This window comes from Variovorax paradoxus (assembly GCF_009755665.1).
Classification (GTDB): Bacteria; Pseudomonadota; Gammaproteobacteria; order Burkholderiales; family Burkholderiaceae_C; genus Variovorax; species Variovorax paradoxus_G.
In genome coordinates this window covers 355,145-380,295 of the sequence record NZ_CP046622.1, presented here as the reverse complement: position 1 = coordinate 380,295, position 25,151 = coordinate 355,145, and the positions used below count along the sequence as shown (strand labels likewise).

At 60.5% G+C, this 25,151-nt stretch carries 30 protein-coding genes and 1 pseudogene; 9 read left to right on the top strand and 22 right to left on the bottom strand.

All coding sequences use genetic code 11. The annotated features are described in order from the left end of the window. The first annotated feature begins 7 nt into the window (after nt 1–7). The 3 genes from GOQ09_RS01810 (at nt 8) to GOQ09_RS01800 (ending at nt 1,255) form a co-directional block, all read left to right on the top strand. Nucleotides 8–259, top strand: a complete 252-nt coding sequence (locus GOQ09_RS01810) for a hypothetical protein (RefSeq protein WP_157611595.1) — start codon at nt 8–10, stop codon at nt 257–259. A 201-nt stretch (nt 260–460) separates the two neighbouring features. Next, complete coding sequence (locus GOQ09_RS01805; protein WP_207309910.1) at nt 461–835, top strand: hypothetical protein; 375 nt, start codon at nt 461–463, stop codon at nt 833–835. Nucleotides 836–853: 18 nt separating this feature from the next. Further along, nucleotides 854–1,255, top strand: a complete 402-nt coding sequence (locus GOQ09_RS01800) for a hypothetical protein (protein ID WP_157611592.1) — start codon at nt 854–856, stop codon at nt 1,253–1,255. A gap of 32 nt (nt 1,256–1,287) precedes the next feature. On the opposite strand, the pseudogene GOQ09_RS01795 reads toward GOQ09_RS01800, so the two are convergent. The 16 genes and pseudogenes from GOQ09_RS01795 to GOQ09_RS01720 all read right to left on the bottom strand — a co-directional run bounded on the left by GOQ09_RS01795 (nt 1,288) and on the right by GOQ09_RS01720 (nt 13,468). Next, nucleotides 1,288–2,448, bottom strand: a pseudogene (locus GOQ09_RS01795) (IS30 family transposase). Nucleotides 2,449–2,664: 216 nt separating this feature from the next. Next, a complete protein-coding gene (locus tag GOQ09_RS01790) occupies nt 2,665–3,171 on the bottom strand; it encodes an OmpA family protein (RefSeq protein ID WP_157611590.1) in 507 nt (168 codons plus the stop codon). A gap of 270 nt (nt 3,172–3,441) precedes the next feature. Continuing rightward, nucleotides 3,442–3,873 (bottom strand): hypothetical protein, encoded by a 432-nt coding sequence (locus GOQ09_RS01785; protein ID WP_157611589.1) that lies wholly within the window; start codon nt 3,871–3,873, stop codon nt 3,442–3,444. 194 nt (nt 3,874–4,067) lie between these two features. Continuing rightward, nucleotides 4,068–4,613, bottom strand: coding sequence for a hypothetical protein (locus GOQ09_RS01780; RefSeq protein WP_157611587.1), 546 nt, complete (start codon nt 4,611–4,613; stop codon nt 4,068–4,070). Between the two features lie 377 nt (nt 4,614–4,990). After that, on the bottom strand, nt 4,991–5,347 hold the full coding sequence (locus GOQ09_RS01775; RefSeq protein ID WP_157611585.1) for a hypothetical protein: 357 nt from the start codon (nt 5,345–5,347) through the stop codon (nt 4,991–4,993). 120 nt (nt 5,348–5,467) lie between these two features. Next, the gene (locus GOQ09_RS01770; protein WP_157611583.1) at nt 5,468–6,034 is read right to left on the bottom strand and encodes a hypothetical protein; all 567 of its coding nucleotides are present in this window, start codon (nt 6,032–6,034) and stop codon (nt 5,468–5,470) included. A gap of 197 nt (nt 6,035–6,231) precedes the next feature. After that, complete coding sequence (locus GOQ09_RS01765) at nt 6,232–7,548, bottom strand: serine hydrolase domain-containing protein (protein ID WP_157611581.1); 1,317 nt, start codon at nt 7,546–7,548, stop codon at nt 6,232–6,234. 14 nt (nt 7,549–7,562) lie between these two features. Beyond that, nucleotides 7,563–8,423: an NmrA family NAD(P)-binding protein gene (locus GOQ09_RS01760; RefSeq protein WP_157611579.1), complete on the bottom strand. Its 861-nt coding sequence runs from the start codon at nt 8,421–8,423 to the stop codon at nt 7,563–7,565. 123 nt (nt 8,424–8,546) lie between these two features. Beyond that, nucleotides 8,547–9,455 carry a LysR family transcriptional regulator gene (locus GOQ09_RS01755; RefSeq protein ID WP_126748004.1) on the bottom strand — a complete coding sequence of 303 codons (909 nt, stop codon included), beginning with the start codon at nt 9,453–9,455 and terminating at the stop codon, nt 8,547–8,549. 391 nt (nt 9,456–9,846) lie between these two features. Continuing rightward, nucleotides 9,847–10,305 carry a suppressor of fused domain protein gene (locus GOQ09_RS01750; protein WP_207309909.1) on the bottom strand — a complete coding sequence of 153 codons (459 nt, stop codon included), beginning with the start codon at nt 10,303–10,305 and terminating at the stop codon, nt 9,847–9,849. A gap of 230 nt (nt 10,306–10,535) precedes the next feature. After that, nucleotides 10,536–10,931, bottom strand: a complete 396-nt coding sequence (locus GOQ09_RS01745; protein WP_157616543.1) for a tautomerase family protein — start codon at nt 10,929–10,931, stop codon at nt 10,536–10,538. A gap of 53 nt (nt 10,932–10,984) precedes the next feature. Then, the gene (locus GOQ09_RS01740; RefSeq protein WP_157611575.1) at nt 10,985–11,269 is read right to left on the bottom strand and encodes a hypothetical protein; all 285 of its coding nucleotides are present in this window, start codon (nt 11,267–11,269) and stop codon (nt 10,985–10,987) included. 63 nt (nt 11,270–11,332) lie between these two features. Next, nucleotides 11,333–11,647 (bottom strand): toxin-antitoxin system YwqK family antitoxin, encoded by a 315-nt coding sequence (locus GOQ09_RS01735; RefSeq protein ID WP_157611573.1) that lies wholly within the window; start codon nt 11,645–11,647, stop codon nt 11,333–11,335. Between the two features lie 393 nt (nt 11,648–12,040). Next, complete coding sequence (locus tag GOQ09_RS01730) at nt 12,041–12,412, bottom strand: VOC family protein (RefSeq protein WP_157611571.1); 372 nt, start codon at nt 12,410–12,412, stop codon at nt 12,041–12,043. Nucleotides 12,413–12,481: 69 nt separating this feature from the next. Then, nucleotides 12,482–12,829 carry a hypothetical protein gene (locus GOQ09_RS01725; protein WP_157611568.1) on the bottom strand — a complete coding sequence of 116 codons (348 nt, stop codon included), beginning with the start codon at nt 12,827–12,829 and terminating at the stop codon, nt 12,482–12,484. A gap of 189 nt (nt 12,830–13,018) precedes the next feature. Beyond that, nucleotides 13,019–13,468 (bottom strand): hypothetical protein, encoded by a 450-nt coding sequence (locus GOQ09_RS01720; protein ID WP_157611566.1) that lies wholly within the window; start codon nt 13,466–13,468, stop codon nt 13,019–13,021. A gap of 913 nt (nt 13,469–14,381) precedes the next feature. Here GOQ09_RS01720 and GOQ09_RS01710 point away from each other — a divergent pair. Next, nucleotides 14,382–14,861, top strand: a complete 480-nt coding sequence (locus tag GOQ09_RS01710; protein ID WP_157611562.1) for a hypothetical protein — start codon at nt 14,382–14,384, stop codon at nt 14,859–14,861. Between the two features lie 143 nt (nt 14,862–15,004). Here the strand turns inward: GOQ09_RS01710 and GOQ09_RS01705 are convergent, their stop codons facing one another. From GOQ09_RS01705 to GOQ09_RS01680, 6 genes are all read right to left on the bottom strand, one after another. Further along, complete coding sequence (locus GOQ09_RS01705) at nt 15,005–15,211, bottom strand: hypothetical protein (protein WP_157611560.1); 207 nt, start codon at nt 15,209–15,211, stop codon at nt 15,005–15,007. A gap of 297 nt (nt 15,212–15,508) precedes the next feature. Beyond that, nucleotides 15,509–16,069 (bottom strand): hypothetical protein, encoded by a 561-nt coding sequence (locus GOQ09_RS01700; protein ID WP_157611558.1) that lies wholly within the window; start codon nt 16,067–16,069, stop codon nt 15,509–15,511. A gap of 71 nt (nt 16,070–16,140) precedes the next feature. Further along, the gene (locus GOQ09_RS01695; protein ID WP_157611556.1) at nt 16,141–16,485 is read right to left on the bottom strand and encodes a hypothetical protein; all 345 of its coding nucleotides are present in this window, start codon (nt 16,483–16,485) and stop codon (nt 16,141–16,143) included. A gap of 87 nt (nt 16,486–16,572) precedes the next feature. Next, nucleotides 16,573–17,172 (bottom strand): hypothetical protein, encoded by a 600-nt coding sequence (locus tag GOQ09_RS01690; protein ID WP_157611554.1) that lies wholly within the window; start codon nt 17,170–17,172, stop codon nt 16,573–16,575. Then, nucleotides 17,148–17,474 carry a membrane protein insertion efficiency factor YidD gene (yidD, locus tag GOQ09_RS26580; protein ID WP_157611552.1) on the bottom strand — a complete coding sequence of 109 codons (327 nt, stop codon included), beginning with the start codon at nt 17,472–17,474 and terminating at the stop codon, nt 17,148–17,150. Before yidD ends, GOQ09_RS01690 begins: the two co-directional genes overlap by 25 nt. Before the next feature lie 50 nt (nt 17,475–17,524). Further along, nucleotides 17,525–17,743, bottom strand: coding sequence for a hypothetical protein (locus GOQ09_RS01680; RefSeq protein WP_157611550.1), 219 nt, complete (start codon nt 17,741–17,743; stop codon nt 17,525–17,527). 79 nt (nt 17,744–17,822) lie between these two features. Here GOQ09_RS01680 and kdsA point away from each other — a divergent pair, with 79 nt between their 5' ends. The 5 genes from kdsA to GOQ09_RS01655 all read left to right on the top strand — a co-directional run bounded on the left by kdsA (nt 17,823) and on the right by GOQ09_RS01655 (nt 25,144). Continuing rightward, the gene (gene kdsA, locus GOQ09_RS01675) at nt 17,823–18,527 is read left to right on the top strand and encodes a 3-deoxy-8-phosphooctulonate synthase (RefSeq protein ID WP_157616542.1); all 705 of its coding nucleotides are present in this window, start codon (nt 17,823–17,825) and stop codon (nt 18,525–18,527) included. A 406-nt stretch (nt 18,528–18,933) separates the two neighbouring features. Beyond that, nucleotides 18,934–20,598: a hypothetical protein gene (locus GOQ09_RS01670; RefSeq protein WP_157611548.1), complete on the top strand. Its 1,665-nt coding sequence runs from the start codon at nt 18,934–18,936 to the stop codon at nt 20,596–20,598. A 143-nt stretch (nt 20,599–20,741) separates the two neighbouring features. Next, nucleotides 20,742–21,515: an MHYT domain-containing protein gene (locus GOQ09_RS01665; protein WP_157611546.1), complete on the top strand. Its 774-nt coding sequence runs from the start codon at nt 20,742–20,744 to the stop codon at nt 21,513–21,515. 72 nt (nt 21,516–21,587) lie between these two features. Continuing rightward, nucleotides 21,588–23,198, top strand: a complete 1,611-nt coding sequence (locus GOQ09_RS01660; RefSeq protein WP_157611544.1) for an acyl-CoA carboxylase subunit beta — start codon at nt 21,588–21,590, stop codon at nt 23,196–23,198. Beyond that, nucleotides 23,195–25,144, top strand: a complete 1,950-nt coding sequence (locus GOQ09_RS01655) for an acetyl/propionyl/methylcrotonyl-CoA carboxylase subunit alpha (protein ID WP_157611543.1) — start codon at nt 23,195–23,197, stop codon at nt 25,142–25,144. Before GOQ09_RS01660 ends, GOQ09_RS01655 begins: the two co-directional genes overlap by 4 nt. Nucleotides 25,145–25,151: the final 7 nt, after the last annotated feature.

Here is a 25,151-nt window from a genome sequence, read left to right as displayed (position 1 = left end):
CTAACTGATGAACAACTTTCCTGCGTTTGGGTTTCTGCTGGCCTTCGCAGCCGTGGCACTTTCGCTCGGCGCACTGGTCCTCTTTGGCTGCCTGGTCGTAGCGGCGATGTATCCTCGCGGCCATCCGTCCGCAGACCGATTGCGAACGTTCGCCGCGAGCCTGCCTCGCCTTGTCGCCCGTAGCGTCATGTTTTTCGACGGGCTTGCTTTCATATTCATTTTGGCCATGTTCGCGGTTCTGACATTCGTCTTTTCCTGACCTCGCCAGCAAGGACAGAATGCGGCCAGAAGCTGAAGTTGGCCACGCCCCTCCCGTTCGCTCTATCACAAAATGCACAAGTCCCCCCTCTTTCGTAAGGAGAACACAACGGCCCACCGGCCGCAGATCAGGGTCGGTGGAGACTATCGTGACCAGCGGAACACAAAGAAAGGAGCCCACTCCGATGCGAAGCGAAGTTCAATGCACGCCAAAGAGCATCGCGGTCGTGACTACACGCCTCTTTTCAAGTTCCTGCTGGCGCATGTAGGCAAACCTTGGAACGAGGTGTACTCCGAGGCAGTTAGCCGGCTCGATCGCGCCGATCCGATTTTCTGGCTGGTCGCGTTGACCGAATGCGACCGTGACGAGTTCGTACGCGCCGGAGAGTCGTCGTACTACAGTGGTCTCTATGTCGATGACAGCGGCCTTCTGCAACGGGTCAATCCGAAGCTTGGACCATCCAGCCTGGCTCCGGAATGCAAATGCTGCACACACACATTCAACGGCGTTCGCTTCACTCAGCCGTTCCGTTTGTCGGAATTCAGCCTAGAGCCGGGTTCAAATTCTGAGACCTAGGCGTACCGCCTACCTCGAATGAACTGGCGCATCGCTGAACTTGCTCACTATGCGGATGCCATTCGTTGGCTCGACGCGGTAAAGGCGAGAAAGGCATACGAACTCGTGCTCCGGTTCGATTCCCAGTCTCAATTCGGACTCAATCAGGCATCTGTCCAGGGGATAGAGCGCCTTAAGTTTGGCGACGACGAGGAAGCGGGGACCACATGGTTGCGGAGCCGGCTGCCGGCCGGTCAATCTCTTGTCGTAGTGTTCGGCAAGACCGCGTGCTTCAAGTGCGATGTGGCATTCTTTGTCGACAACTGGCAGGACATCTTCCGCCCCGGGCGAGATGACGCAATGGTCTATTCCGAAGACAGCAGCCTCATTCTTTTCGTGAATCATGAGGGCGGATTTGAAGTCGGCGAACGACCGCTTTAGAGTTTTCTGAACTTCGGCTTCGGGCGGCGGATTCAACCGGTCGATGCAACAGATTCGCTGAACATTTCAGCGGGCGTTTGGAAGCCGAGCGTCTTGCGCGGCCTCTCATTCAATTGTCGCGCGATCGCATTGAGCTGAGCCTGTGAGTAGCTCGAGATGTCGATGCCCTTGGGCATGTACTGCCTGAGCAGCCCGTTCGTGTTCTCGTTACTTCCGCGTTGCCAGGGACTTCGTGGGTCGCAGAAATAGACCTGAATGTCTGTGGCCATCGTGAACTGCTTGTGCCCATGCATCTCCGTGCCTCTGTCCTAGGTCAGAGATTTGTAGAGTTCCTGCGGCAACTTGCGAGCATTCTTGATGAGCGCTTTTACGACCGTCTGCGTGTCTTTGCCTTCCAGCTTCACCAACATGACGTACCGCGTTTGGCGCTCGACCAGCGTCGCGATCTGGCTATTGGCACTGCCGAACACCAAGTCTCCTTCCCAGTGACCAGGCACCGCTCGATCTTCGACACAAGGGGGCCGCTCGCTGATCGAAACGGCATCGATGATCTGACCATGGATCGCCGTCTTCTGCGTGTGATGACGAGAGCGACGCATACCGCGGGTACGTCTGAGGTGCTCCAGCAACTCCTTCTTCAAGGCGCCACGCGCTTGAATGAACAGACTGCGGTAGATGGTCTCGTGTGACACGTGGAAGCTCTCGTCGCACGGATAAGTATGCTTGAGCCATCCAGCGATTTGCTCTGGCGACCACAGCAGGCGCAGCTTGTTGGTCACGACACACGCCAAAGCGCGGTTCTCTGCCAGTTTGCAGCGCTTGGGACGATGTGCCCGATCCCAAGCTCCGCTGTCGGCCTGGTTCGCTCGATAGCCAACTCGTCCACCATTGCGCTCGATCTCGCGGCTGACCGTTGAGGGTGCTCGTCCGATCCGCGCCGCGATCGCACGGATCGAGTGACCGATCACCAAGGCGCGCGAGATTTCCTCTCGCTCAGCAAGCGTCAGCGCCAGCCTCGAGCGATGTCGTTCGGGCGGGCGGATTCCGCCCGTCTGAACCAAGATGCCTCGCACGGATCCGTGCGATCGATCAAACAGCTGAGCAATCTGATGGAGAGTCCAGCCAGCTTTCCAACGCTCCCACATCAGTGCCTTCTGGGAATCCGTATAGAAGGTTCGGGTCCGATACTTCATCTGCAACACTCCGACTGCCTACGCAGCTTTTAGTGTGTTGCATCGACCGGTTGAATCCGCCGCCCTAGAGAGACATTCGCGTCACTCCGAAGCGGTCTCTCAGGGGTGCGGCCTAGCGACGGAGGGAGGCAGTGCCGTAGGTGATTGGTTCGACCGCCGCATTTGGACTCGGACAGCCTTGAACTTCCGAAAATTTACACAGTTCTACGCCGTGGATTATTTGTGAGGGTGTCCGTCCAAAGGGGATAGACGCAGGCCGCTTGGCGCGTTCAGGATCGGACAGGGACCTACGATCCCAAGACGACTTGTGGCATTGAACTCCACGGAAACAAACTGGAGCGATTGCGCGGCATCGTAGGACCACTTGCCATCTGGATTGCGGCCAACGTATGAATACACGTGCGAGTGAGGTATACCGTAAAGCTCGAGAAGTCCCGCGACGTATTGAGCACGTGCTAGGGCCAAATGCTCCTGTCTCTTGCGTTCGCCTTCACTGGCATTGCTAAAGCCCGTCACGACTGCTGCGCCAAACCAACACCAGTCTTTTTGGTGAAGCTCTTCAACGGCGTATTGAATACGACTACGTTGCTCCTCGGTCAGCGATGTCGCATGCGGCAAAAAAGTGACCTCAACCCCTCTGGCACGAGCGGGGCTGAGCGAATAGGCAGAAGATGCGCCCAGAATTGCTGCAGCAGCTACCAGAAAGTTGAGTAGGCGATTCATGATTCTTGCATCGGCAGTCAGTCGGAGCATCCGGTGTTGGCAGACTGTAGCCGGTCGCGACACTGTCGTGAGCGGGCCCGAAGCTGCCGATCGGAATTGCCCAAAGCGGAATAGCAGCATCCCAAAACGATCCCTTGGCGTAAGTTCATGGATTCGGTGTCTGCTCTTGGCCGACTGTGGTCTGAAGGATTTTCGGCGCAAAAGGCACGAAACCTTCGCTTGGGTCGCCGAAATCGGCGACTCAGATTCAGCTCTTGTCCTCGTAGCGCGTCATAGGGACAGCCACAAATACAAGGACTTTTCGGCGGCCACGGCATCCCTTGCGTGGACTGAAAGCGCGCGAATAAATTCAGACGCGTCGTCCACGGACCATCCATCCATCTGTACCTCTTCTGTTGCTTGCCATGCTTGTGCAACGCCATGAAGATTCGACGAATCTAGACGTGCGACGCATCTGAGGATGTCACCTGGAAACTCAAACACCCATGGGCCTTCTTCCTTGTCGCCACCAACGAGTTGGAACGATTTCTGAAGGTCGTTGTGATAGTCCTTGCCACTTATTGCGCAGTACAACGTCGCCAGCTTTATTGTTTCCACTCCCTTCGCCTGCAAAGTCGGCCAACGATCTATGGGGTTGATGCTCTCACCAATCTGGACGCCGGAGCCCGTGTCAGCGATAACAAAGTCCGAAAGTATGCCCATACAACTTTCCTTTGGTCGGCAGCTCCGACGTTGATTTCTTGGAATTGCCGCAAGTATTGCGTCTGCCCTGAATGCTTGGTGAAGGCGATGCCGCCCCCGATGAACGACCGCTTTAGGGCGCATTCTGCCGGACCACCGAACGACCGATCTTGGCCGAACGCCGACTAATTGCACCGCCGGCCTTTGGCGGCTGTTCAATCCGCTAGCTTTATCGAGCGCTCCATCAGTTCCACCATTGGCATCCAAGTGGCGCGCTCGCTGTCTTGCATATGGAACGTCACACGAAAGTTGTGGTCACTTGTAGCCACAATATATTGCCGTACGTAGAGGTTTCCTCTCGGCGTCGTCTCCACCGCTTCGCTGAACAGTGCGGGGCGTCCTGCAAGCTTAACTCGCCGCAACGGTGACAGCTTAAGAAGTTCCATGTTCAATGAGCGGAGCGTGTTGCTCATGAGTGTCTCGGCCTGTTTTGAGTAGGCGCGAAGGTCGTCTTCGGTGACTGTTGTAATGTTGATTTCGGATGCGTTGTGAGGCTGGCTCACGATACGCACGCTCGTACCGAACGGCTGAGGCCCAACATGACGTGCGAGTAGCGTAGTAGTCGTCGACTCTCCGCGGGCGATACGCTCAGCGTCCCCGGAGGTCGACATCATTTTTCCGAGCATTGCCTGGCGTCCCGCCGAGTTGGACGGTATCCAGTCGACAGGCATGTTGATGGTCACGCCGTGTTCGAGCTTCATGGGCAATAGCTTGCCATCCCGCTCGGAAGGGGCTTGCGCCAGGCCAATTGCACACGCCAAAGCAAGGCTCAGCGCCACAACGGCCCGGCCACGGATTCCAATTCGCATGCGCACTCCCCGTAGTCGAGGCGCATCGTACGCCCGGACGCTTTGAACGCCCACTCCCGGGCGATTTGAGTCAAGTTTCTGAATGACTGATTCTGGCCGATTCTGTTGAAAAACTCTGCCGCAGCGTTCACCGCGTCTCGGCGGCGAAAAACGACCTCTCAGATCGGCCCAGGATCGACGATCGCGACTCGGGGAAGGGTTTAAGTACCCCCGCGAATGTGCCCAAGAGAGCGGCACTCGAGTTTTTCAACACAATCGGCCGAGAGCAGTTACTCTGCAGGCTCAAAGGGACCAAATTCTCGATGGACTTCGCCAGCGCGAATGTCACGAGCCCATGTGTCGAACATTTCTTCGCCAACACCGCGTGCAAAGAACGTGACCGATGGGAATGCCAGCGAGATTTCTCGAAGCATTGCTATTAAGAGCTCGGCATAGATGGAGTTGTAGCCCGGGCGATCAAGCCCTTTTTCCTCGGCGGACGCCAGCAGGTCTTTGAGGACATCCAGCGACCAACCATTGCTGACAACAAAGCTCTTGGCTGCTTCAGCGATCAGTTGAGGCGTGAGGCTTCCATGCGCGTAGTCGGCATCGTCCCATTGCAGTTCTAAGCGGGTGTAGTAACTCATGGTTTTTCTCCCTCATTAATTAAAGATCCTACAAAGGGGCTCTCAGATGTCCGTTCTTGGCCGAATTTTGTCCGACAGTGCGAACGGCCGGTTGTGGCCGACTGCAGCTGCACGCTGCATCTACGCATTCAGGTCACGCAGAACCCTGAGAGCGAGCGCCCCGCGTCCAACGCCTGTGCCACGATTTTGCTCGCTGAGGTTCTGGACGTTCGTCACATCCGCCCATCGCTCCACTCGTACTTCGCCCATTGTGTCGATCTCAAATGCTATGAAGCGCTGGTCTTGTGTCACCAGCTCACCAAAGATGCTGGGCATTCCCGGGAAGTCCACGCTAAGTTCAATCACTATCGATTTTTCCCATTGGACACCTCGCTCCACTCCCACACGCGCCAAGATCGGAGGCAGGCCATGCTGCCTCCAATAGCTTGCTTCAGCGTGCAGCGAACGCTCGACATGGGCGTTTTGCTGCTGTACGTTCGATTGCCGCGGTCCGCGCTTTTGCATCGCTGAAATGAGATCGACCCGGGTGGATTGAGATATCCCGGATTCTGCCGCAGCAGCATATGTCCGCTGCTGATCGATTCTTCCCCGCCACCAGTGAACAGTTCCGAAGCACGTCCTTGTTCTCAGCGGAAAGAAGCCCCGGGCTTTGGAGACAGCTTCCTCAAGCGTTTTTGGATAGATCATGGGTAGGTCCGCTTTTGGCCGACTCAGCCTGTCTAGTTCTCAACCGTTATGTGCCGGTATCCCCGCGCGAGATCGCTCTCGACGGCCTGCTGGCAGGCCATGCCGCGCATCCGGAAGGTGCCCAGTCCCAGCCGAGGGACGGAGACGCCGTGAATGGTCAAGGCTTGCATCCATTCTTGCTCGTTGATGTAAGGAGCTCAGGCTCTTGCCAAGCCGGTGTAGATGCCGCGCTCAAAAGCACCGAAAAGTTCGACCATGCGCGCGTCGTAGAACGGCAGCAGTTGCGTGAATACCGCACCGGTCACTTTCTTGACCGGGTCGACCCAGAAGTAGCAGTTGAGCAACCCGGCCCACGCGTAGCTGCCCGCGCTGCGACCGTTGGGCCCGGGCTGCGTGTTGATGTCGAACGACAGGCCCCACTTCTGCGGCATGCCGGGGAACAGGTCGGCGTCGTTCGACCACGCTGCCGCGGATGTCTTCAGCGGGTTCACGTTCAGATCGCCGATCTGGTTCTGGCGCATCATGGCCACCGTCTGTGGCTTCAGGATGCGGGCGCCACGGAAAGTACCGTCGCTCAGCAGCATCTGCAGAAGGGCCATGTAGTCGCGCGGCGTGCCGAACAGGCCACCCCCGCCCGAGAAGAACTCCGGGCACTGCGGCATTTCGAACGGCATCGACGTGAGCGAGCCGTCCGACTGGCGGATGTACGTCGTCGCCACGCGACGCTTCTGCGCACTGCTAATCAAGAAGCCGGTATCGGTCATGCCGAGCGGCGCGAAGATGTTCTCGCGGAAGTAGACCTCGAGAGATTGATCGCTAACGGCCTCGACGATCTTGCCCACGGCATGCATGCCCGTGCCGTACTGCCAGCGATCGCCCGGGTCGAACTCGAGCGGAGCGGCGAACGCGCCGTTCTTGCTTTCGGCGATATCGGGCAGACCCGTGAACTTCTCGTACTGGGGCAGCTTGTCGCTCCAGTTGCTATAGGTAAGGCCCGAGGTGTGGGTCAGCAGGTGGAGCAAGGTGATTGGCCGCCTGGCTGGCCGCAGCGTGGGTGCACCAGACGCATCGAAGCCTTCCAGAACCTTGGGCGACGCCAGTTCCGGCATCAGTTTGCCCACGGGATCGTCAAGTTGCAGCTTGCCCTGTTCGACGAGTTGCATGCAGGCGACTGCCGTTGCCGCCTTCGTCATTGACAGCAGCCAGAAGACGGTGTCGAGCGACATGGCTGGACCGTGCGCCGCGTCGCGCTTGCCGAACGACCCTTCGTAGACGATGCCTTTGTCAGTCGCACTCATGGCAACGACGCCAGCGACTTGCCTCGCGTCAACAGCACGCTGAAGAATTCGATCGATCGAGTTGAAGGCGCCACTGCGAGGGTATTTGGCCACCGGGCTCGGGGTACGTGCCGTCGCCGCCATAGCCGGGGCGCTCGCCAACTGGGCGAGCGCGGGGACGGTCATCAACGTGGCAGCACCTTTGAGCAGATTGCGCCTACTGAAGTCTTCGTTCATGTTCATGACTCCTGTCAGGCGCGCGCGATCAGGGTTTGCAGAACCGTATCCAGGGACACGGTGCCTTTGCGCGTGCTGGATGCGTCGCCCTCGAAGTCGATCCACCCTTCATTGAAGCCATCCAGCATCTGGGCCCGTGGCACCGGGTTCTTCATCCCCTGCGACTTGAACAGCGCCTCCCAGGTGGCACGCGGCACCGCTTCCATCCGCACCTTGCGTTCGAGCACGCGCCCAAAGGCCGCGGCGATGTCATTGGGTGACAAGCGCGCGCCTTCCAATTCGACGACGCGCCTGCCTTGCCAGGTTTCCTGGAGCAACTCGGCCGCCACGCGCCCGATGTCCTCGGTGGCGACCATCGGCACCGGCTTGTCCAACGGATAGAGAAAGCTCGGGATCACGCCGGTCGTGCGGGCCGGTGCGACATCCCATGTCGCGTTCTCCATGAACCAGGCGGCGCGCAAGAAGGTGATAGGCAGCGGCAAGGTTCCCAGGCTTTTCTCCTGCAACTGGTGCTGCTGCAGCAGGTTTGGCTGCAGCGCTTGAGCGCCTATCGTCGACAGGGAGACAACCTTGGAGGGCCGCGCGACTTCGAGCGCCTCACGGACGGCGGCGATCACACGACGCGCTTCGTTAAAGTCGGGCGACGGATCGAACACCGGCGGCAGCAGGAAGAAGACCCCTTGCACGCCGGCGAAGGCCTTCTTCAGTGCGGCGGCATCGTACAGGTCCGCGACTGCGACCTCACATCCTTTGCGCGCCCATGCCGCGCCCTTTTCAGCATTGCGCACGACTGCTCGTACCCGCTGTCCATTGTCGATGAGTGCCCTTGCGACGGTACCCCCGACCTGACCTGTGATTCCTGTAATGGCGAACATTCGAGACTCCTTGGGAAGGCGGCACTGAGCCGCGGTGCAAGAAGTCTCGGAGAACGAGCCTGTTACTTCAATGACATAGGTGTCATTTCATTAATGACACAAGATCATCATTGAAGCTGGAGGCTAATGCAGCAGCGCGACGATGAAGTCCAGAAACGCGCGCGTCTTCGCGGGCACATGATGGCGTGACGGGTGCAGCGCATACAACGGAAACCGCTCATCGGGCCAGTCTGGAAACACCTCGACCAATCGTCCATCGGCAATCATCGGCCCCACGCCCAAGTCCATGACTTGGGCCATCCCGTGACCGGCGAGGCACACGCTGTACAGCGTTCCGGCATCATTGACCGTCAACGAGCCGCTGGTTTCGAGCACCAGCTTCTTGCGACGTTTGTGAAACTCCCATGGATAGGGGCGCCCGGACTCCGGATCACGGAACTGAATGCAGACGTGATGACCCTTCTCGAGTTCGCGTGGGTCTTTGGGATGGCCGTAGCGCTTGAGGTAGGCGGGCGCTGCGATGGTCACCATCCGGGTGTCCAGCAGCTTGCGTGCAACCAGTGTCGACGGGCGAGGATTTCCGAAGCGCACGGCCAGATCGAAACCATCGGCCACAAGGTCGCCCAGGCGATCCGTTGTGATCAGTTCGAGGCGCAACTGCGGATAGCTCTCGAGGAATGCGCCCAACCTTGGCCCCAGGATGAGCCGAGAGAAATACGGATCAAGATTGACCCTCAGGCGCCCGCGAACGGCGGCCGCGCCTTGGGCGGCGGAGGCCGCAGCCTCTTCCAGGCCGGCCAAAAGGGGCATCACCTGCTCGTAGAAGCGCCTGCCCTCGTCGGTGAGGCTGACAGATCGCGTGGTGCGTTCGAGCAGCCGAATACCCAGCCGCGCCTCAAGCCGCGCAATCGACCGGCTGACGCCAGATTGCGACATGTTCAGTATGTCGCCAGCCGCCGCAAACGTGCCGCTGTCGACGATCGCGGACAGCACGCTGATCCCGTTTGTCACCCGATCGTCAAAGCCTGCCATGCATGCCAATTTGTCATTTAAGAAACGACATACATGCTATCGCCATCTTCAATCGCGACGCACGGGATCGAATTCTCTGTGTTGTTGCTATCGTTGTCGGGCGGTTGCAGTGGCTAGCGATTCGGCGTCGACAGCTAGGAGCATCCAGCGCAGCCCTACGGTTCAATGAGCAAACGCGGTGGCGAGAGATGATGCTGCTTGGCGTGCGCAGCGTAAGCGTCCGCTTTCGGACGGATCGCGAACGACCCCTCATGGCCGATTTTTGCCCGTCGACGCTCCTAAGTCGATGGACCTGACGATGGTGCCAGCTTTGGCGAGCTCTGCTGCGGCATCGCAGCTTGCCGCCCCGGGCGATGTTCAAAGGAGCCCGGATTTCCTGTCAACCCGCACATCAGTGGACACCGCTAAGGATTTCTCGATGCGGACTGGAGATGTCCCACCCCGGCTGCTTCCAGAACGCCTCGAGGCCAAGCCGCTCGAGAAGACCTAGCTCCTCCTCGAAAAGCGGATAAACCGCTTTGATGATGCAGTTGTAATCCTTGAGACGGACTTGTGCTTCCTGCTTTGTGAGATGAATGGGCGCGAAAACGAGGAACGCGTTCATGGCCGACTCTGTACTGATGGGCTTTCCATAATTGATGGTCTCGCCGAATGTGAACGGGCAGCGCCCTCGCAGTTCGCTTACCAAGCGGCCTATCGCTTCGGACCATGAATCGTTGTTCGATTCCATCGAAATGGTCAACTCGGCGCGACCATGCTTCCAGTCCGGATGGGTTGCATGCGACAAGCCGAAGGTGAACGCCGACGTCATTCCGACCGTTGGCCAGTCGCGGTATACGAGGATGGTCACGCTGTCTGAGGGCTCATCTCTTGAGCCGACCCTATGAACCTCGGGCTCCGGATTTCCTGTGATGGAAGTGAGGTGGCTGAAGTAGATCTCTCGGTCGTTCATGAATTCAACTCGGCGCTCAATGTTTAGGGCAGTAGCTTCTCGTCATCTGAGGAGCATCCGGAATCCGTTAGTGATGTCCGCTTGTGGCCGACTGTAGCCGGTCGCGACCTCAGGCTCTCTGCGCTGCTTCACGCCTCGCCGGGCTTCCAGTCTGGGCTGTAACCGCCAAGCGCCGGGTGGTACATCTCGTCCCCGTCGTGCTGAGTGAACTCGACGTTGAGTTGGTTTTCCTGCAGGCCGAGAATGTCAACGCAGTGCTGGCAGAGGGCCTTTGCTACTTGCATTCGCAGCTCGGCGGGCCGGCCTCTGCGGATGTCCAACATAAGCATTGAGACGGGAGTCGGCTCGTCCCCCATCTCTGGAATACGCCACACCCCGCCCTCGCCCAGCTCACGGATAGCGACACTGATTCGCCGAATGTCCACGGACATCATGCGCGCGTAGGTCTCACTCATCGCCGCGGCCAACCGCTTCTTGTCGCCTACGGAATAGCTGCAGGTCACGTCTAACTGAAGGTACGGCATAAAAATTCGATTGAACGAAGTGAGCGAATGTCCGGTCGTGGCCGACTCAGAAGTCAATGAGGTGACTGGATCGTATCGTGCTTCGCAACCGTTACGCTCTCCTCAAGACGCTCCATTTGCAAGTGGCTCGGTCCGAAGGCAACAGCAGTAATCTTCACTGCTTGCTGGCGCGTCTCCGCCATTGAAACCCGGACTTCAAGCTGGAGTTCCTCGCCTTCCACGTCGACAGTTTTTGAAATTGGATCGGCGCCGACATGCATCGCAAGGACGGGCCATGGCAGCAGGCGGAACGCCTCTAGCTCAGTTGCAAGTACTGCATAGGCGCTTGCACGCTTCATGACATTCCTTCAAAAAGTCATCGACGATGGTACTGGCGGTACGATGAACGACCGGTTTTGGCGTCAGTTGAAATTCGTGCTCGGCTCTTCGGTTCCATCGGGATTCCAGAACCGCCACACGCCGACCTCCTTGCCCTCGCGATAGCATCCCTCGGCTGCAGGCCGGCCGTCCGGATGGAAGTCTCGCCAAAGCCCGTCTTCCTTGCCATCAACGTACTGGCCTTCGGACACCACTGTGCCGTTCTCGTGGTATTCAACGAAGAGACCGTGCCGGATCCATCGTGTCCTGTCTGGTGCCATCACCCTGGCATAGCGGAACCTGATGGCTCCCGACTCGTGGGGAATCTCGGCGATGTTGAGGTCAGAGTCGATGGTCATGCTTTCGGCGTTGACGGGCGAATTGGCAGGCGATCGGGAACGTCCGGTGTTGGCCGAGTGCGGCCTTCTACCTACGCCACGCTTGGTTGAGCAATGGAAGGTACAGGACTCGTCTGCTCTTGTTCGCCTTGAAATCCTCAAGCTGGCGCAGCTCATATAGATACTGCTCCCAGAAAGCGTTCCATTTCTTCAGCCTTGAAGGTGCTGGGACGTGCAGTTTCCATGGAACCCGAATACTCTCCTTCCCGCACAGTGGGCAAAAAAACGCTTCAGTGTGCTGGCTCCGACGTTGCAGCTTTCGGCAGGAGAGGCAAGCGAAGGTGCGATTGCTCATTGTTTGAGGGCACGAGTGAATGACTGGTCTTGGCCGGCAACCGCCGATGCTTCCTCGGCTCAGTCAGGGCCAGAAACATCCTCTCCAAACATCATGCGGTGACCGTCAATGGTCTCGATTCCAAACTCTCGCATGCCCCAGGGCTCTGTACGAAGAGCCTTGACCATCTGAACACCCCGCGCAGCCAGATCCTTGTGCAAGCCCGTGACATCGTCGACCTCAACGTAGGCCATATATGAATGCTCGCCCAGTTCCCGCGCGGCAGGTGTGTCCGGGCACTCTCCCGCCATGATGGTGCAGGCGTCGCGTCTGAACAGACGCCAGCCGGGCACTTCCTTCCACTCGATCGAGAACCCCAGGACGTCGCGGTAGAAATCGGCGGACCGGGCCAGGTCGCGCACTGCGATCACGAACCGAGGTTGTTTGAGCATGACGAATATGACGGAGGATCGAATGACTACCCGCAGGATTCTGCTTCAGAGGTCGGCTGGTCGCCAAGGTCAATGCCCAGCGTCGGAACCGGCGCGCGGCGCGCTGCAAGTGGCGCAGTAGTTCGCGGCGGGAGTGCGAAGCGGCTTCCCGCATTCAGAAGACGGCGGCCCATAGAGGCTCAGGCGATGGTGGTAAAGAGCAAGAGGATTGGTCTCTTTGAAGCCGGTGATGCGCTCATAAATTGCTAGCGCTTGCTCTCCGACGTCCGTCTGTGCCTGACGTAAGTCGACCCCTGTTTTCTCGCGATATTCCCGTATCTGCTCTATGAAACTCTTAGGGAAGACCAGTTCATATTCCTCCTCCGTGAGAATCGGGAGATCGATCTTGCATCGCCAGCAATACATAGTGGTAGCCACTCTTCCACGCTCCTTTCTATGAGGCACATGCTTCTGGAAGACAAAAACTGTACGTCCGCCCGAATGTCCGGTACTGGCCGACTGTAGCCTGCCGCTATGTCTGCGCAAAGGGCTCAAGGCCGCTCTAGAAACACGTCGGGAGCGGCCACATGGTGTTCGCGTCGCACGACCTGCAGCCCGTGCTCTGATTCAATCGCATCGAACGACGCCGAACTTCATGAACGGATCGTTGTTGCTGTAAGCGTAGCGGTACTCCACAACACCGCCAATCCGAAAGAACCGGTAGGTTTCGGAGCTTGGTTGGCACAAGCTTGGTTTAACTGATTGCGAGTAGCGATCTTGGAACTGCTCAAGAGTGACGCCGCTCTGCTTGAAATGTCTATTCGCTGTTTCAGCATCAAATGCAAACCTTCCCGACACCACGACGACGTGCTTCTCGGCGACCGCCGTTTCAATAGAGACTTGAGGGCTCGGCTTCATGGGCAGTTGTTGCTGGATCGCAGCGGCAAGCTTTTGAGCGGTACGACAAGCTTCCTGCAGAGCGGAAGCACACGGACTTTCTTGAGCCATTCCCAAGATCGGGACGAAGAGACCGATGAGGGCCAGACGATACCAAGGAGGATTGTTCTTTTGATTCACGATGCATCTCTTTTTCTACTAGATTCACTTCGGTCAGCACGTCGCCTACTCCAGGCCCATAGCCACCAAAGAATCCACCAGAGAATCAGGCCGCCGATGAGATCGCCAATTAAGTTGCTGGGCTCGATTCCAGTCGAGGAGTAAATTCCCGTCAACACGCCGGTGATCGCTCCAAACAAAAGAAACTTCCATCGATGTCTCGTGTATCGATCGTTCATTTCACCACCTCCTCAGTGCGTCGCAATCTTGAAGGGTGCCGCCAAGCTAACTCCGTCGACCTCTCTGGCTGCAAGACAGTTTGGCTCGGTATTCAAGGCCGCCTTTGCGTTCCTAAAGCTATGCAAGGAACGTCTGGTTCTGGCGGCATTCTGCCCGTCGGACGGCGCCGCACTCATGAGGAAAACCGGCCAACAAGGCGCGCACATGCAGCGCGAACCTGCTGCCGGTGAAGAACCTCGAGCTCGCGCGCCTCGCGATCGCGCTGTTCTAGCCAGGCCGACGCACACTGACTGCGGAGCTCGTGCGGCGGCAGGTGATCCGATTCACTCGCAATAGCGACGAACAACGTGAAGTCCGGGTCATGGTCAAGCCGTGACGCCTCAAATCTCAGGGCTGCCAACTGCCTGACACCCTCAACAAATGGGACCGTGCCATCCGCGAGGCCCCGAGCGGTGTCCACAACTGCCTTGTGCGCCGCGCGGAGATGGCCTTCGTCAAGCATGCTCACGTCGCTCCTCCACACATGTTCACTATCATTCGGCCTCGCCGTTCGAAGGTCAGCTATTGGCCGACTGTAGCCGGTCGCACCCTAGCTTCGTCCGCATGCTGAGCCCGATCCACGCCCAATCGGCAGCGTCGCAGGCTGGGAAACCATCGCGATTGCTTCAGCAGTCGGATATGCGAGGATACGAGCATGAGAGTTTTCGCGTTGCGTACGTATCTAGCATTTTTAGTCTCTTCGGTTTCGGCACCTACGTTCGCGGATGCCATAGCTTCGGATCCAACAGTCACGGCTAGCAATGCCGATTTGCAATCCGCATATTGTGTTCATGTCATCGGGGCGTTCGTGGAGGACATAAAGCGGAGGGTTGCAGGCGAAAGGGACGACGAGAAAAAAAAGATCCTCCTCGACTATCAAACACGAAAGGAAATCGATCGAGATCGCGTCAAAGAGTCCGTGATCGACAAGTTAAATACCCCAGGCGTGTGGGAGGCGCTGAACAAGGGGGGTGCCGATATCCTCGCCAATTTCGACGCAAGAGTCGCCTGTGCGCCGGCCTGCAAAGAATCAAGCGGGAGGGCGGGCGAATTTTCTGCGTGTATTGATCAATGTTCCGCCTCGGAAGTGACAAGGAAAATCCGGTCCTGTGATAGCGTGAATTGGCTTCAGTAGCGCTGATCGAGCCAGGCCTACCGAATCTTTCGGCAGGAGAATCCAGGAGTGCTCGATAGAGCGACACACAGTGCAATGAGCCGCCACACATGATCAGGAGGCGCGTCAATGTCAGGTTCTGGCCGCATCTTGCCCTTTGAAGTTCAGCCGAAATCAACGGACCTGACGATAGTGCCCGCATCGGCGAGCTCGGCCGCGGCATCGCCGCTTTCAGCCGCTGCCACGTATGTGACAAGTGCCACGTCGGGGCCGTTGGTCAAGTACCAGGCACGAATCACATCGCCTGCATGCAGGAAGCTCCCGCCGACATAGTGGCTTGCGGACTTGCCTCGTTCAACGTCCGCAGCCACGCCAAGCGAACGTGTGTCGGCGAACTCCTTGAGATCGCGTCAAGGTCGTCCAGGCTGACCTGTGGGTCGGCGCCCGAAAGATACCGTCCTACAGAGAACTGCAGTGCCCCGACCCCTTCCGGCTTTGCCAGAGTGGGCGGTATTCCTTTGGGCATGTCGTCGCTGGTGTCGACCCAGCCGTTGGGGAGAGCGATGCGGACGCCCGCGAAGGTGCAGAGTTGGCTCATCGTTTTGAGAAGTCAGAGGGTAGGGTCGAAGGTCCGGTCTTGGCCGCATTCTGCCGATGAACGTTGCCGCTCAGAGCACGGCCTGCCCGGGTTTCCATTTCCAGCCGTCGGCAATAACCTCCAGATAGTCGTCATGCCCAAGCAGCAAAAAGTGACGAGCATCGCGAGGATGGCCTCGAGCCGCAAGCCAGAGCGAACCCTCTACCTCATACATCCCCGGGTCCGGACAAGCTCCCGTGGACAACCAAAGGTCATGAACACGTTGAACGCAGGCTTCGGCGGTTTCGTCCTCTCGCATGTTGCTTGGTACGAGCGACCAGTCGTACGCCTCTTCCTCGACAACCTCCGTATCGGCGAAAGCAGGTGTTTGTCGGACCCTTAAGCAGTTCGAGAATTCAAGCTGCACCAGCCTGTGTCTAGAGCCGTGCCAATCGGACGCTTCGACGAAGTCCTCGGGGACCGGGATTATCGCCGTGACCGAATCGGCTGCCGCATCCAGACCAGCGGTTTTGAAGAACCCGATAAAGGTCACGTATGCGCTGCCATCGACGTCTGGGTGGGTGACGCCAATGTGCGGGACCGACGGACTGACTTTCCAAGGGACCGTAGGCGGACGAAGACGTGGCTTCATGCCCGTTTTCCGCCATCGAAACTGCAAATCAGAAGGTTCATTGGAATGTCTGGTCTTGGCCGCATTCCGAACTACGGGCGAGTTCGAGAGCTCGGGTGCGGCTCAACGCTGTCAAAGCACACTGTCAGTCCAGTCGACGAGGCAGGTAAGCCGTTGACCTCCTCGTCAACCTGCAGCAACACCCTCCAGTGCGGCATGTCAGAGAGCGAGCGCTGAACTGCTGCAACAAGCTCTGGCGTAATGAACGCGAGCCGCGACACACAAACCTTGTGGGATGTATCGCCATAGTCGTCGTCGACGATCCAGTAATCACCGTTGCCGTAGGCATCCTCTTCGCCAAACCGCGATAGCGTCGCGCCTAGGGAGCGATACAGCGTTTGCCATTCGTCTTCACGCGGGTCAGGCTTCGTGCTCAACTTTCTGGGCGGAGGTCTGATTCTGGCCGACTGTATCTAACAACCATTCCACTCATCCCGATGTCTGCTTGTGGCCGACTGTAGAAGTCATCTTGTTGACGGCACGACCAACGGATTCTGTCTCCGAAACTCTTCGAGGACGCAGTCCGGCAAGATTCCGTAGTTGCCCTTTGCATATGTGTCAACGAGGGTCAGCATGACGGTGTCGTTCCATCGCCGGACGATGGGCCAAATTTCGTACTCCCTACTGCCCGCGACAGCGAGGTAGGACATAGGCGTCGCCGACTTTTCCAGTTCTGATACCCCAAGCACCTTGGCGAGTTCTGGAAGCGGACCTTTGCAGTCGATGAGATAGCGGTGATAGAGCACCTCAAGATCGGCGCGTTGAACCGCCACCTCTCCCTCTGGTTGTGGCTGGGCACGCGCGGTTGCCTGGAATCCGATGAGGTCGGCCGCGAGGCGACCGGACAAGTACCAAACGAATCCATCATCGTAGGCAAGGCTGGGCTTCGGGTCGGCGTGGGCCGATAAGCCGAGGCACGCTGTCAGGATGAGAGCTGCAGTTCGATGAAACATCTGATTCTTGATCGAGGTCAGCTTGAACGCGGCAACGCGATGGCTTAAGGGTGCTGGCAAATGTCCGATGTTGGCCGGATTCTGACCTACCCCGGCCAGCACGCGCAGCACCCTGAAAACTTTCTCGCGCCCCAGCGAGACCAAAGTGGGCAGGCCTCTGCCCGAGTTTCCGGGGGTGCTGCGGCCAGGCGGGATTCCGCGTTAGAAAGCATTCGTGCCGAAGCCGCGCATGCTTTGAAACGACGGAAGGTGACCAGCATGCCTGCAATCATGCCCAGGCGCGCAATCGCTCGCTTTGCGAACCGCGAGCAGGAAGCTCCGCCCGTGCGCACGCGATGCGCGCAACTGAAGCCCTTGTACGGCGAAATGAATCGCTGGTATCCGTCGATGGCGGCTATCGCGAAGTTCTTCATGTGCCTAGTTGAATGTCGATGCTGGAGGTCCGGTTTTGGCCGCGTCCTGCCTAGCCGTACAAGATTACTGCACCCACGAAGTAAGCCGCGATCAGCGTTGCTGCAAGAATCTTTGCGATATGCAGAAGCCTTTCAGGCGACAGCCTGCTCTTCATTGGATGCTCCTCAGGCAACACCTTCTTCAGCACCCAGGCGCCGAAGAACAACAGAGCCAGTAGTGTCATGCAGGCGAGCAGGAAGAAGCCCTGAATGATGCTCTTGCCGCTCAATTCCATACTCACGCAACTTTCCGCATTAAAGCTCGAATGTCTGGTCCTGGCCGAATTGTGCCCATCGCGACCATCACGTATGCGGCGCCGCACGCCAAGTTTCGACAAGGCGAATCGCTCGTCTATCCATTCGTTCCGGGGGCCCGGGTTGGAAGAGGGCCTGAAAATCTTCGAGGCCGTCAAGGCAGAGTTCGGCGTGCCCATCCTCACCGACGTGCACGAGCCATGGCAGGCGGATCCCGTCGCCGAAGTTGTGGACGTTCTACAGCTACCTGCGTTTCTCGCCCGCCAGACTGACTTGGTCGTCGCGCTTGCCAGGACGGGCAAGGTCATCAATGTCAAGAAGCCCCAGTTCTTGAGCCCGTCGCAGGTACTCAACATCGTCGAAAAAATCAGAGAAGCGGGAAACTCCCCTGTCATTCTGTGCGATCGCGGAACCTGTTTCGGCTACGACAACCTGGTGGTGGACATGCTTGGATTCGGTGCAATGAAGAAGGTCACCGGCAATCTGCCCGTCATCTTCGACGTTACCCATGCCCTCCAGCAACGCGACCCGAACGCTGCCGTCTCTGGCGGGCGACGCGAGCAAGTGGCTGAGCTAGCGCGCGCCGGCCTGGCCGTAGGCTTGGCAGGCCTCTTTCTTGAGGCTCATCCTGACCCAACGCAAGCTAAATGCGACGGACCCAGCGCTCTGCCGCTGGACCAGTTGGAGCCTTTTCTCGCGCAGCTGAAGGCGTTGGACGACTTGGTGAAGTCGTTCGTGCCCCTGCATATCCGCGCCTGAACGTGACGTCGCGACCCGACGCACCTGCATGGGCAAGCTCAGGACAGGTTGAGATCAACGGGATTTTCATGCGCTTCTGTGGAACTGGAGGGCGACGTCGAAGGCGGCTTTGGGCGAATGCAGCCTTCTTCGCCTCAAACACCACATCGCCACAGCTTACCTAAGACGCTAGCGCCGAGGCCGCGATCTAGCCGCTGACTTCCGAAGCCATTTAGACAACACCACGAATAATTCCATCTCCAGCGAAACAGCGATTCCCCTCTGGATGATCGTTGACGCGTAAGTGGTGACTCCGCATGGACACGGGAGCCAACCGCGCTGCGACTCGACACATGTCACGCGCGTGACTGCGCCGCATCCCCTTTCTCCTTCTAGACTGCACGCGCAACCACAAGAAGGAGAAGGCATGCCCCGTCGCCTGTTGCGCGCTACCGCCGCGCTGACCGCCACGCTCGCCCTGCTGGGCGCCTGCAGCACCGTTGTCGCACCGCCACCCGCCACCCGGCCGGCGTCATGGAGCGCGCCCGAGGTGCTGGTGCCGCCGTCCTCCTTCTCGGGGGTGCACGGCCTGGCCATCGACCAGAAAGGCCGGCTGCTCGCCGGTTCGGTGCTCGGCAACACGCTCTGGGAGGTGGACCGCACCACCGGCGCGGCCAAGGTGCTGATCGATGCACCCGAAGGCCAGGCCGACGACATTGCGGTCGGTCCCAAGGGCGAACTGGCGTGGACCAACTACCTCATGGGCATGCTGCGCTATCGCGAGAACGACGGCGCGCCGATGCGCGTGCTCGCCAAGGACCTGCCCGGCCTCAACTCGCTCGACTTCGACCGCCGCAACAACAAGCTCTATGCCTCGCAGGTGTTTCTGGGCGATGCGCTCTGGGAGATCGACCGCGAAGGCCAGAAGCCACCGCGGCTCATCAAGAAGGACATGGGCGGCTTCAACGGCTTCGAGGTCGGCCCCGACGGCATGCTTTACGGACCGCTCTGGTTCAAGGGCCAAGTCGTGAAGATCGACCCCGCCAACGGCCAGATGACTGTGATTGCCGACGGCTTCAAGATTCCCGCGGCCGCCAATCTGGACGGCAAGGGCAACCTCTGGGTGGTCGATGCGCGCAGCGGCGAACTGGTGCGCGTGGACCTGGCCACCGGCCGCAAGACCGTCGCGAAGCAGCTGCGCCCCTCGCTCGACAACCTGGCCATTGCGCACGACACGCCCGACGGCACCATCTACGTGTCGAACATGGCCAACAACGAGGTGCAGGCCTTCAACCCCGCCACCGGCGCGCTGCGCACGCTCACCAGCGGCAAGCTCGCGGCGCCGGCGGGCCTCAAGATCGAAGGCCACACGCTCTGGGTGGCCGATGTGTTCGGCTTTCGCCAGGTGGATGTGCGCACCGGCGAAGTCCGCGACGTGTTCCGGATGCAGCGCGACCCGGAGCTCGACTATCCGTTTGCCGTCGGCCTGTCGGGCAAGCTGTTTGCCCTGACCTCGTGGTTCACAGGCACGGTGCAGCTGGTCGACCGCCAGACGCTGCGGACCGTCGAGACCATTCACGGGCTGAAGGCGCCTTTCGACGCCCTGCCCATGGCCGACGGCAGCGTGATCTATGCCGAGATCGCCACCGGCAGCATCACGCGCGCGCGGGGCGCCAAATTTGCAGACAAGCAAGTGCTCGCTAGTGGGCTGAGCGGCCCTGTGCAAATGATCATTGGCCAGGACGGCGCTCTTTACGTGACCGAGGCGGCCGGCAAGCTGACCCGCATCCCGCTCGATGCGAGCGCGCCGCTTCGTGCCATTGCGGAGGGGCTGGCGCTGCCTGAAGGTCTGGCGCAAACGCCGTGGGGCAGCTTCATCGTGGCCGAAAGCGCGGCGCGCCGGCTGGTGGAAATCGACCCGGCGAACGGCTCGCGCCGCACCGTGGCCGAAAACCTGCCGATCGGCTTGGCCGCAGGCCCCGGATTGCCGCCGCCCTACGTGGTAACAGGCGTTGCCGTGGGCGGTGACGGGAGCATCTACGTGGCGGCCGACCGGAACAACGCGATCTATCGAATCCGACCCCAGCGGTGAGGTGTGAGAAGGTAAACAAACCAGCAGCAAATTCTGTTTACTTTTAAAAACAACTATCACAGACTGGCCCACGAACGACTCGTTACAACCCTTTCTACATCCGATCCACGGCGGTGAGTCGTTCTTTTTAGGAGAACAAAAGCATGACTCCCCTCGTTGTTGGCCAGTTGCTGTCGCCCGAGTATTCGCTCGGCTTGGTGGCGCTCTCGTTTCTCATTTCGTTCGCGGGTTCCCTGGTGGCGCTGATCTGCGCGGGGCGCATGGTTGGTGCGGACGGCAAACCCAACCTTGCGGTGGTGGCGTGCGCCGCCGTGGCGCTGGGCGGCATCGGCATCTGGTCGATGCACTTCATCGGCATGCTGGCCTACCGCCTGCCGGTGGGCATTTCTTACAACGTGCCGCTGACCGTCGTGTCCCTGGTGGCGGCCATCCTGATCTCCGGCATTGCGCTGTACCTGGCGGGCGGGCGAAGCAAATTCAGCAAGCCGGGCTGGCTGGCCGGCAGCCTGCTGGCGGGCGTGGGCGTTTGCGTGATGCACTACATGGGCATGTTTGCAATGAACATGCGCGCCTCGATGGATTTCGATCTCAACATCGTCGGTCTGTCCGTGGCAATTGCCATCACTGCCGCGGGCGCGGCCCTGTGGCTGGCCTTCAACCTGCGCCGGCTGAGCCACAAGGTCGCCGCCGCCGCGGTGATGGGCGTGGCGGTCTGCACCATGCATTACGTGGGCATGAGCGCCGCCAACATGATCTGCATTGCGGCCGCTCCGGCCGATGCGCTGGCCATCGGCGGCAACTACATGGGCCTGTCGGTCTTCGGCACGGCCGGCGCGGTGCTGATCTTCATCTACTGGGTGATCACAGGCACCAGCCTGGACGCCCCCGCTGCGGCACGCCGGGTCCGCACCAGCTAATTGGCGCAAGCCCGGCGCGCATCGGCGCCCTAGAGTCAGCGCAGAGCGAAAGCGATCTGCACTGACTCCTTCATGCCCGCCATCGAATCCCGGCTGCACGCGGCCAGCGAATCCTTCCAGGCCCATCGGGCCGGCATGCTCGCTTTGCTTGCCGAAGTGCGGTCGCACGAGGCACGCTCGGTGGCAGCCTCGAGTGCCTCGGCCGAGCGCTTTGCCAGGCGCGGGCAGTTGCTGCCGCGCGAGCGCCTGGCGCTGCTGCTCGACACCGGCGCGCCTTTTCTGCCGCTGGCCTCGCTGGCCGGCCTGGGCCACGACCACGAAGACCTCGGCAAGAGCGTGCCCGGCGGCGGGGTGATCGCGGGCATTGGCCGGGTGGCGGGCGTGCGCTGCATGGTGAGCGCCTCCGACTCCGGCATCGACGCCGGTGCGCTGCAGCCGATGGGCCTGGACAAGCAGCTGCGCATGCAGGAGATCGCGCTCGAAAACAAGCTGCCCTATGTTCAGCTGGTGGAAAGCGCGGGCGCCAATCTCATGCAATACCGCGTGCAGGACTTCGTGCGCGGCGGCGGCATCTTCCGCAACCTGGCGCGGCTCTCGGCCGCGGGGCTTCCGGTGGTGACGGTGACGCACGGGTCCTCGACCGCGGGCGGTGCCTACCAGACGGGGCTTTCAGACTACATCGTGATGGTGCGGGACCGCACCCGCGCGTTCCTGGCCGGCCCGCCGCTGCTCAAGGCGGCCACCGGCGAAATTGCCACCGAAGAAGAGCTGGGCGGTGCCGTGATGCACACGCACATCTCGGGGCTGGGCGACTACCTGGCGGAGGACGATCGCGATGCCATCCGCATCGCGCGATCCATTCTGGGCGGCTTCGACTGGGCACGCGACGAAGCCGCGCGCAAATTTGCACCGCCGCTCTACGACGCCGAAGAGCTGCTCGGCATCATGCCCGGCGACGGACGGCGGCCGGTCGACATGCGCGAGGTGATTGCGCGCATCGCCGACGGCTCCGAGTTTCTCGAGTTCAGCGAGCACTACGGCAGCGCCACGGTGTGCGGCCACATGCGGCTCGAAGGCCATGCCGTGGGCATCATCACCAACAACGGCCCGATCGATTCAGACGGAGCCACCAAGGCCACGCATTTCATCCAGGCCTGCTGCCAGTCGCGCACGCCCATCGTCTACCTGCAGAACATCACGGGCTACATGGTCGGCCGCGCGCACGAGGAGGCCGGCATCATCAAGCACGGCGCCAAGATGATCCAGGCGGTGACCAGCGCCACCGTGCCGCAGATCACGCTGCATTGCGGTGCCTCTTACGGCGCGGGCAACTACGGCATGTGCGGCCGCGGCTTCGCGCCGCGCTTCTGCTTTTCGTGGCCCAACGCGCGCACTGCCGTAATGGGCGGCGAGCAGGCGGCAAGAACCATGGCCATCGTGATGGAAGCGGGCATGGCGCGCAAAGGTGCTGTCGATCGCGCGAAGATCGACGCGATGCAGCAGCAGATCGTCGAGCGCTTCGATCGGCAGATGAGCGTGTTCACCACCAGCGCGCTGCTGCTGGACGACGGCGTGATCGACCCGCGCGACACACGGGCGGTGCTGGCCGAAGTGCTCTCCGTCTGCCGCGATGCCGATGCGCGCATGCCGCAGCCCATGCAGTTTTCGGTGGCGCGGCCATGAGCTTCAGCAAGATCCTTGTCGCCAACCGCGGCGAGATCGCAGTCCGCGTGATGCGCACCGCGCGCGCCATGGGCTGCCGCACGGTGGCCGTGTATTCCACAGCCGACGCCGACGCGGAACATGTGCGCCAGGCCGACCAGTCGGTCTGGATCGGCGAATCGCTGCCCGCGCAAAGCTACCTGAATATTTCCGCCATCGTCGATGCCGCGCTTGCAAGCGGCGCGCAGGCCGTGCATCCGGGCTACGGCTTTTTGGCGGAGAACGCCGCGTTCGCGCAGGCCTGCCGCGATGCGGGCCTTGTCTTCATCGGCCCTTCGCCCGAAGCCATCCGCGCGATGGGCGACAAGGCCGGCGCGAAGCGGCTGATGCAGGCGGCCGGCGTGCCGTGCATTCCTGGCTACCAGGGTGAAGACCAGAGCCAGTCCACGCTCGCCGCCGAAGCCGCGCGCATCGGCTGGCCCGTGATGATCAAGGCAACGGCCGGGGGCGGCGGACGCGGCATGCGCCTGGTGCCGTCGGCCGCGGCCTTTGCCGAGCTGCTGCAGAGCGCGCAGTCCGAAGCGCTCAATGCCTTCGGCGATGCGGCCGTGATCCTGGAGCGCGCCATCGTGGCACCGCGCCACATCGAGATCCAGGTCTTCGCCGACCGGCACGGCAACGCCATTCACCTGGGCGAACGTGACTGTTCGGTGCAGCGGCGGCACCAGAAGGTGATCGAGGAGTCGCCCTCGCCGGCCGTTTCCGCAGCCTTGCGCGAACGCATGGGCGCCACGGCCGTCGCCGCCGCAAAGGCCATCGGCTACGAAGGTGCGGGCACGCTGGAGTTCTTGCTCGATGCCGACGGCCGCTACTGGTTCATGGAAATGAACACGCGACTGCAGGTCGAGCATTCTGTGACTGAAGCCGTGACGGGGCTCGACCTGGTCGAGCTGCAGTTGCGCATCGCGGCCGGGGAAGCGCTGCCACTCACGCAACAGGATGTGTGCATGAGCGGCCACGCCATCGAAGTGCGCCTGTGCGCCGAAGACCCGCGACAGGGCTTTCTGCCGCAAAGCGGCATGCTCGCCGCGTGGCGCCCCTCACCGACCTTGCGCACCGAGCACGCGCTGCGCGATGGCGCTGCGGTGCCGCCGTTCTACGACTCGATGATTGCCAAATTGGTGGCGCACGGCCGCACGCGCGACGAAACCCGGCAACGGCTGCTCGCCGGCCTGCAAGACACGGTGGCACTGGGCGTTGCCACCAACCAGCAGCTGCTGCAGCGCGCGCTGGCGCACCCGGTGTTCGCGAGCGGCGCGGCGACCACCGCCTTCATCGCCGAAGAGCTCGACGACTTGCTCGCACCCAACGGCGTGGCCGAAGCGCGCGCCACGTTGCTCGCTGCGCTGTTGCTCCAGCTCGGAGCGCACGGCTGGCCCTCGCCACTCGCGCACAGGCTGCCGAATGCATTGCGCTTCGCACTCGATGGAACGCATTGCCAGGCGCGCGTGCAGCCTCTTCGCGCTGGCCGGTTCGACATTTCCATTGGCGAACAACCGCCCGTGCGCGTCGACCTGCTTGCGCTGCCCGGCGATGGGCACGTGCGCTTCTCTTGCAATGGGCTGGCCGAACAAGCGATAGTGTCGCGTCGATCGGCGAGCGGCCTCTTCTTTCACTTTCGCGGCCAGCCCTTTCAGTTGGACAACCTGACGCATGTCGCGGTCGCACGCGAGGATGCCGCTGCCGCCGACGGTCTGCTGCGCGCCTCGATGAACGGCCGCGTCATCGCGCTTCTGGCAGCCGAAGGCGACACCGTGGCCGCTGGCCAGCCGCTCGTCACGCTCGAGGCCATGAAGATGGAGCATGTGCACTGCGCGCCGCGGGCCGGCCGGTTGGCCGCGCTGCATGTGGCGGTGGGCGCGCAAGTGGCCGCGCGCCATGTGGTGGCGGAGATCGCCGATCCATGACGACGCC